The following is an 18,069-nucleotide window of genomic DNA, read 5'->3' on the forward strand; positions in this document are numbered from 1 at the left end:
TATGGCACCTAATAACGATACAAATTGCTGTGAGAAGGAACAAAAAATTCCTATCAAAAAGAATGCACACTCAGGATGCTGTTCACATGATGAGTCAGAAACTCATGATGACCATGACGGACACGACCATTCAGGAGGAGATCAAACTACATTTCAAATGTTTGCTCCTGCTATAATTAGTTTTGTTTTATTGATTATTGCTATCGTTTTTGATAATTATTTACCGCAAAGCTGGTTTACAGGCTGGACACGTACAATTTGGTATATAATCGCTTATTTACCTGTTGGTTTCCCTGTACTTAAAGAAGCATTAGAAAGCGCCCGAAAGGGTTCTTTCTTTTCGGAGTTTTTACTCATGAGTATTGCTACAATCGGAGCTTTTGCTATTAGCGAATACCCTGAAGGAGTTGCAGTAATGTTGTTTTATGCCATTGGTGAAACTTTCCAGACATTAGCAGTTACCAGAGCAAAAGCAAATATTAAAACATTATTAGACCAACGCCCTGATGAAGTTACTATTTTAGAAAACAATCAGCCAAAAATCATCAAGGCAAAAAGCGCTCAAATCGGATCTATAATTCAGCTTAAGCCTGGAGAAAAATTAGGTTTGGATGGCGAATTACTTTCAGATACTGCTTCGTTTAATACAGCTGCTTTAACTGGCGAAAGCAAACCTGATACCAAGAGTAAAGGCGAAAGTGTTTTGGCCGGAATGATCAATCTAAATTCGGTTGCTCAAGTACGAGTTACAGCCTTATATACCGATAGTAAATTATCTAAGATTCTCGAAATGGTTCAGGATGCAACTGCAAAAAAAGCACCTACTGAACTATTCATTCGCAAATTTGCTAAAATCTATACTCCCATTGTAGTATATTCAGCTATTGCAATTTGCTTATTGCCTTACTTCATAGTAGATGATTATATCTTCCGAGATTGGTTGTACAGAGCATTGGTGTTCTTAGTTATCTCTTGTCCTTGTGCCTTGGTTATTTCAATTCCACTGGGTTATTTTGGAGGAATTGGAGCAGCCAGTAAAAACGGAATCCTATTTAAAGGTTCTAGTTTTCTAGACATCATGGCAGCTATAGAGGTTGTTGTAATGGATAAAACAGGAACATTGACTAAAGGTGTTTTTAATGTTCAAAAAGTAGTCGCAATAGGCATTCCTGAAGCTGATTTAGTAAAATACACTGCAGCACTCGAAACCAAATCAACGCATCCTGTGGGAACTGCTATTATCGACTATGCAAAAGGTTCTGAAAAAAGTGTTTCGGTTACTGATGTAGAAGAAATTGCAGGTCATGGCTTAAAAGGTAAAGTTGATGGAAACGATATCTTAGCTGGTAATGTGAAACTGATGAAAAAATTCAACATTGCTTATGATGCCGAGATTGACACTACTCCATTTACTATAATAGTTATTGCCATCAACCAGAAATATGCTGGTTACTTTTTAATCGCCGATGAAATTAAGGAAGATGCTAAACAAGCAATTCAAAGTTTGCATAGTATAAATGTGAAAACAGTTATGCTTTCGGGCGATAAAACTGCTGTTGTTAATGCTGTTGCAAAAGAACTGAATATCGATGAAGCTTACGGAGATTTATTACCAGAGAACAAAGTCGAGAAAGTAACAGCTCTAAAAGACAAAAACCTAAAAATTGCTTTTGTTGGCGATGGTGTAAATGATGCTCCAGTTGTTGCACTCGCACATGCAGGAATTGCAATGGGTGGTTTAGGAAGTGATGCAACGATAGAAACTGCTGATATTGTTATCCAAAACGATCAACCAACAAAAATTTATACTGCTATAAACATTGGTAAAAAAACCAAACAAATCGTTTGGCAAAACATCACTTTAGCATTTGTTGTAAAAGCCGTTGTATTGGTACTTGGTGCCGGAGGTTTAGCAACGATGTGGGAAGCCGTTTTTGCTGATGTTGGTGTTTCTTTACTTGCTATATTAAATGCAGTACGAATTCAGAGAATGAAATTTTAAACAGCTTATTCTATATTATTAAAAGGGCGTTTATACGATTTTGTATAAACGCCCTTTTAATTTTAAGTGTAACTGTTCCTTAGATTTGATCTAATAAACTCAATTAAAATATCTTTTTAAGAATTACATATTTTTTTAAAACAACTCTATTCTTAATCTAGATTATATAATATAGACTTAAAAATTATAATCACATAAACCCATACTTTCGTAATCGTTATAAATCCTTTTCAGGATTTATAACATACTCTATTTCTCATAGATTTACTTTAAAACCTTATAATCTATTTACTATCTGAAATGCCTCCTTATTTTTTTACTCTGCTTTCTAAAAACATAATTTTAGCTTCCAAATCATTAACTCTTTCGTATAGATCAGCAGGGTTTGGCAATTCAAAAGATAAGTGCATTTTATACTCCCAGACCTCTATAATATCTTTTGGATTGATTTGAAAACTTGGATATTCTCTTCTATTATCACTTTTACAATAAAGACTACCATATTTTTCAATACGATTTAAAACTCGTTTAACTACTATTCCGTCAGTTATAGAAACAATAACATAAACTCTATCATCTTTAATATCACGTGCCCAATTCTCTACCCATTCACCAACTACAAAAGACTTATCATGTAAGGTAGGATACATACTATGTCCTGAAATTTGAAACATCCTGTATGTACCATGACTAAGATTAGGAAAATTATAGGATGGCAATTTCTGTATAAATTTTGAATCACCATACCCCGTTAAATATCCTGCAGCTGCTTTTACAGGTACTAGAACAATATTATCGCTACCAGACTTATCAACAGTAACAACTTTTGGCATTTTACCCTGATCTTTTTGTTCAAGTGTATAATCTGAATCTATACTCTCAGAATTTTGCCTATTCTTCTGACCTTTATCTAACAAAAGCCACTCGAAGTTTATTTCGAGTTTTTCTGATAATTTGATTAAAAAATCTATTTTAGGTAATGTTCCGTTGCGATAATTTCTAATATTAGCTTCGCTAGTACCCATTGTCTTTGCGAATTTAGAATTATTATCAGAAAAATATTCTATAGCTATTTCATTGATTTTTAGTGTTATATCCCCCATACTCATTTCTGTAACATATTATTCGAAAAAAAATTCGAAATTTCCTTTTTAAAATCGAAACATTATTCGATATTTGCATCATCAAATAGAAAAAACCATTTATAAAATCAAAGATATGAAAAATATTCTCCTACACCCGAAACACAAAAGGAAAATAGCAGAGGACTTAGGAGTAAGCAAGCAAACTGTGGATATGAGTCTAAATTATGTCTTTAATTCTTTTAATGCTAAAAAAATCAGACTAAAAGCTAAAGTACTATTACTCCAAGAAGCAAGTGAAATTCATGATGAATCTTTCATAAACCTATAGATAAAACGATCTAAACTATGTTCAGATACTGTGATAATTCCTTGCATACAACCAAACACACCATTATTAAAGGAAAAACATTTCCAATATCAAAAAACAGACCAGGTTATCTTAAATACAAATACTGATACAATTTATGATTTAATGTAAATGGAATAAAAAACTAGATTACCCCCTAAAACTATAAAAAAACTATTTATGACAACAGAATTTAAAAATCAGATTAAAGAAAAATTATCAGTATACATTGCTCAAAAAGGGAGTCAGAATAAAGCAGCCAATTCATTAAATGGTATTTCTGCGACATTACTTTCTCAAATTATAAATGGCAATCATAAAACTATATCCGCTGTAATGTGGCGAAACATAGCCACCCAAATAAAATGTTTCTCTAAAAAATGGCTTTGTGTAGAAACCACCGATTTTAAAATAATTTCAAAAGTATTGGCTGATGCACAACAACATGCTCATGTTTTTGCCTTAACAGGCGATGCCGGTTCTGGAAAATCAATGTCTTTTGAAATCTATACAAAAAACAATAAAAATTCTTATCTGTTGAGTTGTGCTGAATACTGGAATCGCAAAGAATTCCTAACTCAATTACTTTCAACAATGGGAGTTGATTATAGTGGTTTTTCTGTTGTAGAAATGATGAATGAAATTGTAAAAAAATTAAAATCTCAAGAAACCCCTCTTATTATATTAGACGAAGCTGACAAATTACCTGATACTGTATTATATTTTTTTATCACATTATACAACAGATTAGAAGATCACTGTGGAATTGCACTTTGCGCCACTGATCATTTATCAAAACGCATCAATAAAGGGATCAAACTAAACCGCAAAGGATATAAAGAAATCAACTCTCGAATTGGTCGTCATTTTATAGAATTAAAAGGAGTTAGTTTCATAGATATAACACAAATATGTATTGCCAATGGTATCGATGACGTAAAATCAATAAAGTCCATATTCGCTGATTCTGAAGGTGATCTTAGAAGAGTAAAACGAAAAATTCAGGCAGTTCAAAACAAAATTTAGTGTTATACAATTTGACCTTAAAACAAGATAATCATGCCTACAACAAATCAAAAACTACAAATGAGTACTCAGGATTACGAAAACATGCTCTTAGGGTCTTATGTAAGATGGTGCGAAAGCGTAACTGTTGATGCCCGTGAATATCAAAAAGTCTTTGCTAATGCAAAAATTAATAAATGGTACATCGCAGAATATGCAAAATGTGAAACTGAATTTAACTTGTTGACTCAACGCTATGAAAAGTCGATTACAACCGACGATTTAAAAAGATGCTACAACAACTGTACGTATAAAATGTTCAATCAAAAACCATCAATATTAATACAGGAAATTACAACAACATCAACAATAGATTCCTTAAAATTTTATGGCACAAAAAACTCATCCCTAACCTTTAATCTAAATTAACAATGACAATTTCTCAAATAGAAGCAAAAATACAAGAATTAGAAACTTGGTTAATCGATAACCCACACAACCCCCAACGTAATTTGATAGAATCAGATTTAAAAAATTTAAAAACCCTTTTAGAACAAAAAAATTATGAATAATGATCAAATAACCAATCGTATCGCATTACTATATCTAGCACTACAGTTTTGCTCTGAACAAATGAAAATGTTTACCGCTGGCGAAAGAATTTGTATTAACCAAGAACGGTTTCAATGGTTACACATTCTATCGGAGCCAGAAGCTGAACCTCGTCCTGTTTCGATAGCTATTGAAGCCAAAATAAGTAATGTTATTAAACTCATTGAGACACATAAATTCAAGCCATCTTATGAAGATCCTTTTAACAACGAAATAGTAAATACTCTATAATTATGAACATAGTAACAACAGATATAAATAAATCATTTGCTCTAACAGGATACTCAGCTCAAGAATTAAAAGATGCATTAGCAATTGTAGAGGGCAAAAAAAATGCAGACAGAGAAGCTTATAAAAAACTTGTGGCTGAGACTGTTCCAAAAGCTATGTTTAAGTTATATGCTACATCAGAAATGATTAGCAATGCCAAGACTGAAACCTTCCGATTTTTTGAGACTATTTTGGATTTAAAAAATCAGGTGTATGGCCTAAAAGAGAAACAAATGTCGCACACTTTCTCTATTAATAAAGAAGAAATTACTATTGGATATCGCATAAATGATGGCTGGGATGATACGGTTAGTGCTGGAATTGAGAAAGTTCAAAATTATATTTCTTCTCTATCTACAAGTCCAGAAACCGCTGCCTTGGTTAAAATTGTTTTTAACCTCTTAAAAAAAGATGCTAAAGGAAACTTAAAAGGATCTCGTGTTTTAGAATTACAAAAATTAACTAGAGATTTTAATAATGAAGAGTTTACTGATGGTGTCGAAATTATTGCTGCCGCTTTTAAACCAGTACGTTCTAGCTGGTATATCGAAGCAAATTTAATTAAAGATGACGGCTCTAAAAAAAATGTTCCGCTATCTATGTCATCCGCAAATTTTTTAGGTGACTATTCATTCGACTTTTTTAAACAACCAATAGAATAATCAAATGCAATCGGGTAATAATATCAGTACAATAATCCTGTTGGGGATTTTATTAATAATTTCCAACCTTAAGCCAATCCTGTTGTTTCAGGAATGGCTCTATTTTAAGATAAATACAACTTTTAAACAATATAAAAATGAGCGTAAAGATAAAACCAATTACAGACCATGAAAGTTATGAAGTAAATAATCATACTGTTTTTAAAGATAGTAACGGAAACTGGAGATCTAAAAATGACTTATCCCATAAGGAACGTCAGGCTTTTATTCAATATGAAAACATTGTAATTAAAAACCCCAAGTTTAAAAAGCATACTAAAGCTTTATATAAAGGCTAATTTACAATCTTTCTGAAGCTTACAAGTTCTTACAGAATATTTTACGTAGCCCTACTCGTACTACAAAAAGTATAAAAAAAAGTTCCTGTTTTCTTTTTAAGAAAGCAGGAACCCAAAAACAGGCATTTCTGCCTAAATAAATAACACAAAACCATTCTTTTTCCTGGTCGTTCCCATGTCATAATTGTCATTGGAACAGGATTGTCATGCGGGGTTTGCTGACTTATTGCATTAAGGATTTTTTGACTGATAATTTGTTCATCACAAAAAGTCTTTAGCAGAATCACTTCAGAATGAAGTGCAACAATCTTGGCATTAAAAGAAGTAAAACCATTGTTGATTAAAAGGATCAAATGGCTTTGGTTATTAAAAAAAATTATAAATCATTCATCTTATCTTTTACTATTATGTCAATATCAAACAACAGAAGTCTCGGAATTCAAAAAAACAAACTATTACGCTATAAGCTTATCAAAGAATTATATCAAAAGCACAAAACTGAAGATATTCCTACTACAGTGGTCTGGCGTAAATATGTTTATCCTGTTTACCCTATTTCAAGAACTACTTTGTACGAAATTCTATGTACTCCTATCACTTCTGAGTTAAAAAAAATAGAAGAATTAATCAACAGTAAAAATAAATCCTCCTAGTAGTTTTCTGCTGCAAAGATGTATCATTAAAACCGAAAAAACATTGACTTGTTCAGTATCCGTACACAACTGTAAATCAACAGAACACAACCGTAAAAGCACCTTGCATTCGTTTTTTTAAGAGCTATTTTAGGCTAACCTTTGTAATCTCAAAAGGAAACAACTATAGCAATTACTTATAGAAAAATCAGGCCAAATTTCTTCAAAAAACAATACTAAAGCAGTTCCTTAAAACAAAAAACTAACCTAATCCCTCTTTTAAAAACCATTGAATGGAACAATTTTTATACCCAACTTTTACTGCATTTTTTGCTGCATTGCTTACCTGGTTCTTCTCAAAAAGAAAATCATTAGCAGAAGACAGAGCCGCCGAACTCGATAATGCTGTAAATGCAGTTAGGTATTATCGGGAATTACTAGATGACATTACAATTCGGCTAACTGCTGCTACTGAAACAATTAAGAATATGGAAATACAACATAGAGAATTGATGCTAATAAATCAACAATTGGTCGATGAATTGCAAAAATTCAAACAATTAAACGGAAAACAGATATGACACTTGCACAAAAAACACTCGAAATTGCCATTGCTCAAATTGGTGTAGAGGAAATTCCAAAAAACACTAATTCTGGTCCAGAAGTCGAAATTTATTTAAGAAGCGTAGGGCTTACCAAAGGATATTCTTGGTGCATGGCTTTTATTTATTGGTGTACTCAAAAAGCCGCTCTTCAAATAGCCACCAAAAATCCTTTAAAAAAAACAGGTGGCGTACTGGATCAATACAATTCAAGACCACTTTTAATAAAAACCCTACCTCAGCCAGGAGACGTTTTTATACTCGATTTAGGAAAAGGCTTAGGACACACCGGAATAGTCGAAAAAGTAGTAGGGAACATAATTCATACTATCGAAGGAAACACCAATGATAATGGAAGCCGCGAAGGCTACAAAGTATGCCGAAGAAAAAGAGAAATAAAAACTATTAAAGGATTTTTAAGATTATAAAATCAACTATATCATATGAGCAAAAATTTAAGCCGCATTGTTTTTTTGTTTTTTTCTGTCTTAGTACTGGTTTCGTGTAGTAGCCCGAAACCGGTTCTAAGCGAAGACAAAACGAAGACCATTACTATCAAAGAAACATTACATGACACTGTTTTTAAAATAGAAAAAGACAGTAGTTCCTTCAAGGCATTATTAGAATGTCAAAACGGAAAAGTAGTCCTTAAAAATGTTACTCGAGCCGAACCAGGGCGTACATTAAAAAGCCCAAGGGTTCGCCTTGAGAACAATAAACTTAGCGTGGATTGTGAATTAAAAGAACAAGAACTCTACGCCTTTTGGAAATCCCAACAAGTAAAAGAGGTCGAAATAAAAACAGTTCGAACAACAGAATTCACGAATGTTTTAACCTTTTGGCAAAAAGTACAAATCTGGTTAGGGCGCATCTTTCTTCTGGTGTTGTTTTATTACTGTTTTAAAATTTATAGCAAGTTTCATAGATTAATTTAACAAGAGACTAATTGTGAAAAATTAAATATATAATTACTTTTTGTTGTTAAATTAGCACTAACAAGCTTTTATTCAATTGATCCAATGCAGTAATTTGATCGTAAAATTGATATTGCTTTGTGTAAAAGCTTTTTTAACCAAAATTTAATCTACTTACTATGAAACGTCTATCAATACTTTATTTTACATTATTATCATTTTGCGACTCAGCTCAGGAAAAAGCAACTCATGCAATAAAAATATATGTAGAAGATGCTGAGACTGGAAAAAATATTAATGATACTAAAGTAACTCTTGAAGGCTTTGAAATCCCAGCAATTACAGGTCAATACGACAAGAAAGGTAAGTATTATTATTTTGATAAAATACCTGCTGGGTATAATACGATTATGGCTTACCACAAAAAATATAATGAAAAAGGGTTTCAAAATGTTGATGGGTTGCCTGAGGAGTTGAAGTTACGACTTTATGATCCTCTTTATGTTTCTTATAGATTTGAGAAACCTAAATTAACAGAATTTAAAAAGAATTATTCTGAGCAAGATAATTTTTTAAAAACAATACAAAACAAAATTTTAAAAGGGTATTCAATAGAAAATAAAAATTTTAAATATCTCTACAATGAAGATTTATTTCACATAGCAATCATTACAAAGTATAATTATAAAGACTTTTTTTCTAATGACAGTATTAAAAACTTACTAAACAAACTATCCCTCGAATACACTAAATACAAATCTGGAACTGAAGAGAGATATACCTTAAATATTTATCAATTTAATGACGCCAGACTTTCTAAATATCAATATTTAGAAAATGACATTGAGCAAAGTGAAAATCAACGATATTTTAATCCTAGTAACTATAATGTCTTTTTTTTTCATAAGAAAAACACAACCAAATTCGATAGATTTAACTGTAAAGAAATTCAAGAATTAAGAAACTTTAATTTAACCGTTGCTACTATTTCAAACAGAGTTATTGAGTATTATGCTAATTCACGATTCAATAAAGAATCGTTCGAAGAATTCTATAATCATAATATTGAAAATAATATTTATCAAAACAGCATTGACAATTATGACTTTGGTAAGCTTAAAATTCCTGAAAAAATATTCTTTAAAAATTCTAAAAAAGAATCGAAAATGTATTTCGGAAATGAAAAATACAAAAAAATAGAAACTCTTTATAGTGATTCTTCAATAGAGACATTATTTTTTGTAATTCCAAAAAATAAAAACTCTAGTACTGGTTTAGGTGCATTAGATGATGATTCTGCAAATGAGACAAATTTCAAAGACAGATTCTTTTTTTTTAATACTCTATCTGGTAATAATTTAAAAATTATAAAATAATATATAACAATATAAACAATGCGATTATGAGAGATTGGCATCATGAAATAATTAAATTAGATGAAGCATTAACAGCTTTATCTACAAATAATAACAAGGTCGTTATAGGTGTTTTTGAATCTCAAATAGAATTCGAAAATTTATCAACATCTTTAGAAGGTTTGAATTATCGAGCTAAAAATAGAGGTCTTTTTAAGATTACGGATCATGTTCAGAAATCTTCTCTTATTGGACTTGATGCCACTAATAAAAATATTACACCAAACATTCTTATTAGTGATTCAAGCTCACATACAACAAGTGTGGCAGGGATTATTTTAGGAAATGAATATGATAGTAATGGTAATATATTACCTATCAGAGGAATAATTGAAGATGCCAAATTAATAAACATACCAAATAGGGTTAACAATTTACTATTTAGCACTGTTGACAACTTTAATTATTTTATGAATAAAGGAGGTGCCATTATAAATCCAAATTTTGTTTTTTATGAAGCTCCATACGTGTATAATAACAATCCTTATATTCCGAAAAATAAGCAAGCCAAAATTATAAATGCAAGTGTTAGTTTAGCAATCAATACTCCTTCAGCAATTGCAACATTTGATGTTTTATTTAAAACATGGAAAGCATATGCTAATGATGGTAGAGGAGTTCTCTTTATAGCAGCAGCAGGTAATTCAGGAAATGATACAGCTCTTACACAAGATTTTGGAAAGTTTAAAGACCCTCTAATTATTTCTGCTGTTACAATTGATAATGACCAAATATTAGCTAATACTAAAGAATTAAAAGCATCTTATAGCTGTTATGGAGATAGAATTGATATGTGCGGACCATCGAATGGAATGAAACATGGAATATATACTACAACTAACCTTAAATGTGGAGAAATCGGTTATCATGATGAAGTAATAACTAAAAAAATTACGAATCAATCAAGTAATGGAAATTTAACACTCAATAATGTTCATCTAATATTTCCTGGAAATTGTGTAGAAATTGGAGTCCAAGATAGCTTTAATCATGAAGTTTTAATTGTAAAAGATGTTGATAGGTCATCTAATAAAATAACATTTGTTAATGATAGATATTATACAGCTAAACCTTTTCCCATTAATCCAGCGACAGTTAGAATTCCAATCTTAAAAACAAATGCAACAATTACATCTAGTAATACTTTTTCAGTTATAGACAATAAAGGATTAGGGTATAAAGGTCAAGAAATATGCATTTTTAATGGGACTGTTCACCATTATACTACAATAGATATTGTAAGAAGTCCCAATCTTTTCACATTTACATCACCATTACCTGTAAACTATGACTATACTACTACAAATATAGAAATAATTCCAGGTCAGGCTATCTGTACAGCAACTTCATATAATATTAGTGGCGAAAATACCGATTTTACATTTTCTCCTAGTGATAATAATATTTTGAGTTCATTTTTCGTAGGAGAAACCGTTGCAGTTTATGACATTACTAATAGTATTACTAATCCTGATTTTCTTTCAGTTGCAAATATTGATAAAATTAACTTAACAGGTACTAGAACAATTACCCTGGGAAAATACAATTTAAAACAAAATAATACTCCTACTACTATACAGTTAAGAAGTGTTGGTTATGGCAGCTATACTTCAAGTTTTGGTGGTACATCTGCAGCAACTCCTGTAGTTTCAGGAGTAGCAGGACTAATTGCAAAAGCAAATCCAAATCTAAATAGTATAGAAATAAAACACATTTTAAAATCTACAAGTGATAAAATTTCATTAACTGAAACAGATAGTAATGGAAGATGGAAAGATGAAAACGGAAATAATATTAGGTATTCATCTGCATCAAGCTTGTCAAGACCAACAGCTATAGGAGATACTGAAATTTTTGTTAACAATCTTTCATTATATAACAAAAATGATCTTATTAAAATTGATGGTGATTTTACTAGTGCAATAGAGGAAATAAAGAACGATCATCTAGTACTACAATTTCCAGTAAAAAAAGTCTACAATTCAAATAAGAATGTTGAAAAATGTTCTACTTTTCCTTTTCACAGTAACTTTTATGGTGTAGGTAGAGTAAATGCAAAAAGAGCTGTTCAACTCGCTTTAGACTGGAATAATACTCAAAAACCAAAACTAGAAATTGCTGATAAATTAGAGGCTGACACCTCAGGAACTTTACAAATTACACAAGTACCTAATGACGTAGATGTAATGAGTCCAGATATATGGGTAAAACCATTAAGCGATAGTTCTGGCTCCCTACCAACAGAAACCCAAATTTTCAATACAATTGATACAGCAGTTGAGCAAAAAATTCATATCAAAATACGTAATACTGGTGATAAAGATAGCTTCACGGGATGTGAATTAAGAGTTTTTGTAGCCTTTACCAATGATGCGACTCAGGCATTCCCTTTTCCTAACAGTTGGTATGATCAAGAATTTGTAAAACTTTTATCTGTTAAAGAAATTCCGATAATTACAGCTGGTGGTTATGCAACAATAGAAATAGAATGGACATCTATAGCTTCTTTTTGGGACAAATATAACCCTCTACCTTCTGTAGATGGCGTATTAACACCTGGAGGTCGTAGGAAAAATGCGTATATTCTTGCTCATATCGCTCCTTTTGATGGATTATTTGAAATTGATAATTCAGATCCGGAAGCCCCTCGTAATCTTTCATTATTAAATATTAGAAATAATAAACAATTATCCTGCAAAAAACTTATTGTAACTCACAACCTAATGAGCGATCGTTCGGCTTACATACCTGGCAAAAAATTAAACATTACAGTAGGGACAGATATTATTGAAAAATATTTTGATTTAAGTATGGAAAATACCTTGGCTTCAGGGGTAGATACATTACAAATTAAAGCTACAAGAAGGAACAGACAAGATCAAGCAACAGAAGAAGTCATATTTCAAAAAACAGGAATAGATTGGGCATTAACAAATAGTAGTACTGATTGGATTGAATTCCAAACACCGAGAGAAACAGCATCTTCAGATGAGGGGTATAAAAATGTGATCTTTCCTCATAAGTTAACAATAAATGAGGACGAAGACGAAATTAAATTAGAAATCATAAATATAAATGCCTAACTATGTCAACAGTATTCGATTTTACATATACATTAAATAGCGAAACCACTCAAAATGAAGTTTTGTATAACTCCACTACAACTGCAGCGAAAGTAGAATATGGACCAACTTCTCACTTCTTTGTTGATGAATCTAAGTTATCAAGTACAGTTGCTGCAAATTACACTACAGATGCTTTTGGTCCTGTAACAGGTAGTTTAACTACAAAGTATAGAACAACTTCTAAAATTAGAGCTACTGGTACAGATCCTGTAAAAGTTATGGCTATTTGTAATGGTCAAGTATTAATACAACCACAAACAGGAGATGCTACAAAAGTAAACTTGATTTTAAAACCATCAGATACTTACGCCCCGCTTAAAATTAAATACTTCATTTACAGAGGCGTTAATAAAGCAGATTTAATTGGTAATAATATATTAAAACCTGTAGTAAATAACGACCCTAATCAGCCTATATTTTTAAATAAATTATGGACACAATATATCGCATTTAATACATCTTTAAAAGATCCAGGTACAGGACAAAATTTCCCCCTTCCTAATGAATTCCCTTCTTTTCTAATTGGTTATGACGAGACCCAATCTGACAATACGCTTATCGAAAATTATTTTACAAAAAAAGATATTAATATTTCTTACCAAATCCCATTATGTAAAGCTGGAGAACATTTAGGGAATTTTACTGGAGAAATAGGACTTGATATTGTGCTTGATCATGGAGACTATCAATTGCAAAATCAAGAAGAATTATTTAAACTTGATTTGAAGTTTGCCCGCGAAAAAGAACATGTTTTTGATACTGCAACAATTCCTTCTTCTACTCCTGTAAAAGTAAAAAGATACAAAGAATACATTCATCAGTTTATGGATGCAGCTGCTTTTTGGGGTTCACACATGGAGTGCGGGAATATTAAAACAATTGCTACTGAAATTGCTAAAACTGCAGGGCTTACAAAAAATGACGATATTTTTAGTAAAATCGTCAATAAATATCAAACCCAAAATAAAATATATCTTTACATACAGGCTGAAAACAATAGAAGTTATAACTATTATGATACCACTCGAAAAGTATATGGTTTTTCGACAGCAGGACAGTTAAACACTTCCTCTGGTTGGCCAATTATTATTGAAGAATTAACAGTTACTGTTAGTAATCCTCCTAAATATAGAAAAGCATTAGCTTTTAATTTAGAATATAACATCCATGTTTGTGATGGAACATTTACTACTGATACTTCGGTCTCTCCAAACAAGCATATTGCTAATATTGTTATTCCAGAATATGAAAGACATGTTTCAATTGACATCATTTCTCCGAAAAATAATACTTCATTGTATCCTTACATAGAGAGACCCATCAGTCAAGAAGGATTTATTAGTGAGAAAATGCAATTTGAAATTCCTGATAACGCCACAATATCAGGGGCATTACCTTCTGGATTGAATCATCAATTAAAACCGGGATTTATATTTGGAACTCCAACCGTAGCAGGGCTATCAAGTATAAAAGTAGTAGCAAATTCTAAAGTTCAAAATATTAATTTTATTATAAATTCAACTTCAGCACCACTAATTGAATATTTAACTGGTAAAACTAAACAAATTGATATAACATTTCAGATAAATGGGACAAAATCTTGCGCATCCTTCTTGATGTTATATGGTAATTTAAAACAAGAATTTCCTTTAAAAAATTATTACAATGATCTATTCCCAGTAAATCTCACTACTAATTTTTTATTGCCTACGACAGAAACAGAAAATATGAGTTCATGGGTAACTTACGACAAGAGTAGAATGGTCAATCTTGATGATATCCTGAGTGTCGGAGCCTCTATTCAGAATAAGTTAGTTTTCGATAATGGAAAAGGAGCTGCAGTCTCTGGAGTCGCACCTAGAAAGACTCGTAGACTATATATGGCTATCTTAAAGCGAAACAGTGACCATAACACTGAATACAATAATTTAAACATTGATACCATTACATCTGGTATTGCAAAAACAACGACAACCCAAGATCAATATGCTTTAAATCTATATAACGATCTTGATTTTTCAGTTTATAAAGGAACATTCAATGATGGTAGCAACATTCTCAATTCATTAACATTGATTCATAACAATGATTTGTCCAAAAAAAATAGTTACTTTCATTTTGGCATTACAAATGAAGAATATAATAAATTAGTTCATGGTCAAACAACAATACCAGTTGTAACACCTCCAGCAATTGTTCCTCAATTTTTGCCTACTGACGCAGATAATGTATATTTCCATCTCGAAGAGATTTCTACCTTTACTACCCAGAATGTTCAAAAATTTAAAGTAGGAATGCGTTTTGAAGACAATACAGGGGCAATAGTAACACTATTTCCTTTACCAGCTAACGATGTTTTTGTTTACACTATTGATGGAAACTATTTTTTCTCTAAAGAATATGCAGAATTTCACGAATTTTTTGAAGAATATCCAAAGGCGAAAGCAGATTTCAGAGTAAAACTACCATATGCCGGTGAGTTTGGATTTGATTGGATGAGAGTTGGTGATACGATAGCTGCCGGAGATGTCGATTATAAAAATCACGTTGGAAAGCTATATAAAGATCCAGCTTATAAAATTATTGAAAATGATATAAATAAAGATACAGGAAATTTTGTTAAAATTTCCAAAATGTATAAGAAATTTGAATTGGAATATAAGCCAATTCCAATTCAATGGGAAGTAAACAACAATGTAGATAAATACTATGTTCCTATGTTAACTATCTATCCTCCTTATATTCCTTCTATTGCTCCAGCCATTGATCTAGATCGACAACCTATTTATGTAGCGCCATATAATGACGATTTAAATAGAGTAGCTAAACTTACATTAAATCTTAAAATCACTGTAGTACCCACGAAAATAGAATTGGTCTATGATCAGACCCTTCTTGAAATTACTTCTTCAACAACTCCAATTGTCATACCTACTTCTTTAGGTAATAGCACATTAGACATTTATATCAAATGTTTAAAGGAAATTGGAGTAGAGCAACAAATTAAAGTAGTAGGATATTATGGAACAAGTGGAAAGCCTCAAACACTTGGTATATTAAAAGTTAATCCAAATGTCAAATCAAAGAGATTTTCTAAAAAAGTGGCTTTAATAACGGTTAAAACAAATTTAAATGGTACTATCAAAGTTCCTGTAGCTAATGATAAAGCTCTATTTCTGAAACAGTTCTTAAGACAAATTTTAATCACTCCTGTTATAAAATCAGTTGAACTAGATATGACAGTAGGGCCTGCAAGTGCGACATTGAATTCTAACTACATGCATTTTGACAATGTATCACATCCTTTAAACCCTCAAAATGTGCTTGTAACAAGTAATGCTACAATACCAAACTTCATACCTCTTTATGACTTTTTATTATCTCAAAATGCACCTGGAACGACAATCCCTATAAGTACATTTTACAATGGTTATTATATACTTTTCTTTTTTAGTGATGATGGTGGATCTTTAAATACTAGTCATGTTTATCATGGTTTAAACGGTTTATCGCAACCTACTAAAAATACTATGTTAGTATTTGCTTCTGCAAATGATGCCACTGCAACTCATGAGTTCATACATACTGCAAACTTGCCGCATAGTTTTTCTGCTTATGAAGCCTCAAAATTTGCTAAATTTACATACGAACCTCATTTCACAGATAACATATTAGATTATTCCCATAAGGTTAGCATTAATCGAGTGTCATTATGGAATTGGCAAGGAAAAATAGCTAAGCAAGCTTCAGAAATAGAACCTTAAATCATATTATATGAAATATTTAATACATACAACTCTAGGATTATTAATTATCCTAGGATGCAATACTAATAAAAATATAAAAATGAAAAAACCAGTAATAAATAATTCAATCGAAAAATTAGAACTCTCAGATCTTCCAAATGAAATTGGAACAAGTAAAACAAATAAAAATGAGGCAATTTATATAAGTAAAACAGATAATTCATACAATGTTAGAAATAAGGATGGAAAAACCGTTGTATATTATTCTAAAGGTTCTGAGGTGGGTAGTGCATTTTCTGGATACGATTATTCAGAAAATCCAATAATAGGAGTTTATAAAGAATTTTATCCTAACAATAATATAAAGATAAAAGGAATCTATTGTTGGTTTGGATTTAAAATAGGCAAATGGTATAATTATTCAGATAACGGAGATCTAATCTCTACTGAAGATTTTGATAATGGCTTTATATATAGTATGGACCAAGTGTTTTCATACTGTCAAGAAAATGGAATTTCATTAGAAAAAAAAGAGAGCGGTTATACAACTACAATATCTAAATATAAGTCCGTTTCAGATAATAAAAATTATTGGGTTATTCGATATCCTAATTATGAAAAACAAGTTTATATAAATATTCAAATAGATGGTTTAAATGGAAATATTGTTAAAACAGTTGAGTCACCTTTCCCTGCAGATTAATAAGTATAAAAATCTCATATTATACATTTTAAAATAAAAACCAAAAAGTAAAAACAACTTTGAAAGACTAGCAGAAGAAGAATTCTAATATTGATATTAGTACAAATATAACTTTCAAAAATGATTTGATGATAATTAAAAAAGTCTTCCTATTAAAAAACTTACTAAAAAATAAATGAGGAATATTTACTATCTGTTCTCTATTGTTTTTATTATCTAAACATAGAATAAAATATAGATTTCTAAAGGATATTCTACGTCGAAGATATTAATGCAAAGAATATTCAAGAAGCCTGAATCGACCGCATAGTAATGTAAGCCGCAAGATTCTTTGATTATTTGTTGTATTCTTTCGTAACATCAATAAATATCACATGATTTACGTTGTGTTTTTCTCTTCAAATAAAGTGCTATAAATTCACTAAGGTAACAAAGTTTAGCCTGTTTTATTACAAAAATCTCAGTTATCTGCTAAAACAAACAACTCAAATCTCGTCGATTTAAACTGCAGTACTCGTGATACTTCTACTCTTTACGAAGTTGGTAAAGCAAAACCAAACCACAACCTAATTTACAATTCAAAAAATAATTCTGTGTTTATAGACTGTACAC

The 18,069-nt window shown here is 31.0% G+C and carries 17 protein-coding genes; 16 read left to right on the forward strand and 1 reads right to left on the reverse strand.

Annotation, left to right across the window (positions count from 1 at the left end):
* Window position 1: 1 nt before the first annotated feature.
* A complete protein-coding gene (locus OIU80_RS05480; RefSeq protein ID WP_264286040.1) occupies window positions 2-2,002 on the forward strand; it encodes a heavy metal translocating P-type ATPase in 2,001 nt (666 codons plus the stop codon).
* Between the two features lie 308 nt (window positions 2,003-2,310).
* Here OIU80_RS05480 and OIU80_RS05485 read toward each other — a convergent pair whose 3' ends face one another.
* Window positions 2,311-3,105: a LexA family transcriptional regulator gene (locus OIU80_RS05485; RefSeq protein WP_264286041.1), complete on the reverse strand. Its 795-nt coding sequence runs from the start codon at window positions 3,103-3,105 to the stop codon at window positions 2,311-2,313.
* 115 nt (window positions 3,106-3,220) lie between these two features.
* Here OIU80_RS05485 and OIU80_RS05490 point away from each other — a divergent pair, with 115 nt between their 5' ends.
* The 15 genes from OIU80_RS05490 to OIU80_RS05560 all read left to right on the forward strand — a co-directional run bounded on the left by OIU80_RS05490 (window position 3,221) and on the right by OIU80_RS05560 (window position 17,457).
* Window positions 3,221-3,415: a hypothetical protein gene (locus OIU80_RS05490; protein ID WP_264286042.1), complete on the forward strand. Its 195-nt coding sequence runs from the start codon at window positions 3,221-3,223 to the stop codon at window positions 3,413-3,415.
* 198 nt (window positions 3,416-3,613) lie between these two features.
* A complete protein-coding gene (locus OIU80_RS05495) occupies window positions 3,614-4,459 on the forward strand; it encodes an ATP-binding protein (RefSeq protein ID WP_264286043.1) in 846 nt (281 codons plus the stop codon).
* Window positions 4,460-4,492: 33 nt separating this feature from the next.
* Window positions 4,493-4,867: a hypothetical protein gene (locus OIU80_RS05500; protein ID WP_264286044.1), complete on the forward strand. Its 375-nt coding sequence runs from the start codon at window positions 4,493-4,495 to the stop codon at window positions 4,865-4,867.
* 2 nt (window positions 4,868-4,869) lie between these two features.
* Complete coding sequence (locus OIU80_RS05505) at window positions 4,870-5,010, forward strand: hypothetical protein (RefSeq protein ID WP_264286045.1); 141 nt, start codon at window positions 4,870-4,872, stop codon at window positions 5,008-5,010.
* Window positions 5,003-5,281 carry a hypothetical protein gene (locus OIU80_RS05510; protein ID WP_264286046.1) on the forward strand — a complete coding sequence of 93 codons (279 nt, stop codon included), beginning with the start codon at window positions 5,003-5,005 and terminating at the stop codon, window positions 5,279-5,281. The genes OIU80_RS05505 and OIU80_RS05510 overlap by 8 nt, the downstream gene beginning before the upstream one ends.
* Window positions 5,282-5,283: 2 nt before the next feature.
* Window positions 5,284-5,982 (forward strand): DUF3164 family protein, encoded by a 699-nt coding sequence (locus OIU80_RS05515; protein ID WP_264286047.1) that lies wholly within the window; start codon window positions 5,284-5,286, stop codon window positions 5,980-5,982.
* Window positions 5,983-6,119: 137 nt separating this feature from the next.
* Entirely contained in the window at window positions 6,120-6,320 is a 201-nt protein-coding gene (locus OIU80_RS05520) for a hypothetical protein (protein ID WP_195738051.1), read from the forward strand.
* A 407-nt stretch (window positions 6,321-6,727) separates the two neighbouring features.
* Complete coding sequence (locus tag OIU80_RS05525; RefSeq protein ID WP_264286048.1) at window positions 6,728-6,973, forward strand: hypothetical protein; 246 nt, start codon at window positions 6,728-6,730, stop codon at window positions 6,971-6,973.
* A 272-nt stretch (window positions 6,974-7,245) separates the two neighbouring features.
* Entirely contained in the window at window positions 7,246-7,533 is a 288-nt protein-coding gene (locus OIU80_RS05530) for a hypothetical protein (protein ID WP_264286049.1), read from the forward strand.
* A complete protein-coding gene (locus OIU80_RS05535; protein ID WP_264286050.1) occupies window positions 7,530-7,982 on the forward strand; it encodes a CHAP domain-containing protein in 453 nt (150 codons plus the stop codon). The genes OIU80_RS05530 and OIU80_RS05535 overlap by 4 nt, the downstream gene beginning before the upstream one ends.
* 15 nt (window positions 7,983-7,997) lie before the next feature.
* A complete protein-coding gene (locus tag OIU80_RS05540) occupies window positions 7,998-8,489 on the forward strand; it encodes a hypothetical protein (protein ID WP_264286051.1) in 492 nt (163 codons plus the stop codon).
* A 158-nt stretch (window positions 8,490-8,647) separates the two neighbouring features.
* Window positions 8,648-9,844: a hypothetical protein gene (locus OIU80_RS05545; RefSeq protein ID WP_264286052.1), complete on the forward strand. Its 1,197-nt coding sequence runs from the start codon at window positions 8,648-8,650 to the stop codon at window positions 9,842-9,844.
* A gap of 26 nt (window positions 9,845-9,870) precedes the next feature.
* Entirely contained in the window at window positions 9,871-12,966 is a 3,096-nt protein-coding gene (locus OIU80_RS05550) for a S8 family serine peptidase (RefSeq protein ID WP_264286053.1), read from the forward strand.
* Between the two features lie 2 nt (window positions 12,967-12,968).
* The gene (locus OIU80_RS05555; RefSeq protein WP_264286054.1) at window positions 12,969-16,772 is read left to right on the forward strand and encodes a hypothetical protein; all 3,804 of its coding nucleotides are present in this window, start codon (window positions 12,969-12,971) and stop codon (window positions 16,770-16,772) included.
* 10 nt (window positions 16,773-16,782) lie between these two features.
* Window positions 16,783-17,457, forward strand: a complete 675-nt coding sequence (locus tag OIU80_RS05560) for a toxin-antitoxin system YwqK family antitoxin (RefSeq protein WP_264286055.1) — start codon at window positions 16,783-16,785, stop codon at window positions 17,455-17,457.
* The last annotated feature ends 612 nt before the right edge of the window (window positions 17,458-18,069 follow it).

Origin of the sequence: Flavobacterium frigoritolerans, from assembly GCF_025847275.1 — a bacterium.
Lineage (GTDB): Bacteria > Bacteroidota > Bacteroidia > Flavobacteriales > Flavobacteriaceae > Flavobacterium > Flavobacterium frigoritolerans.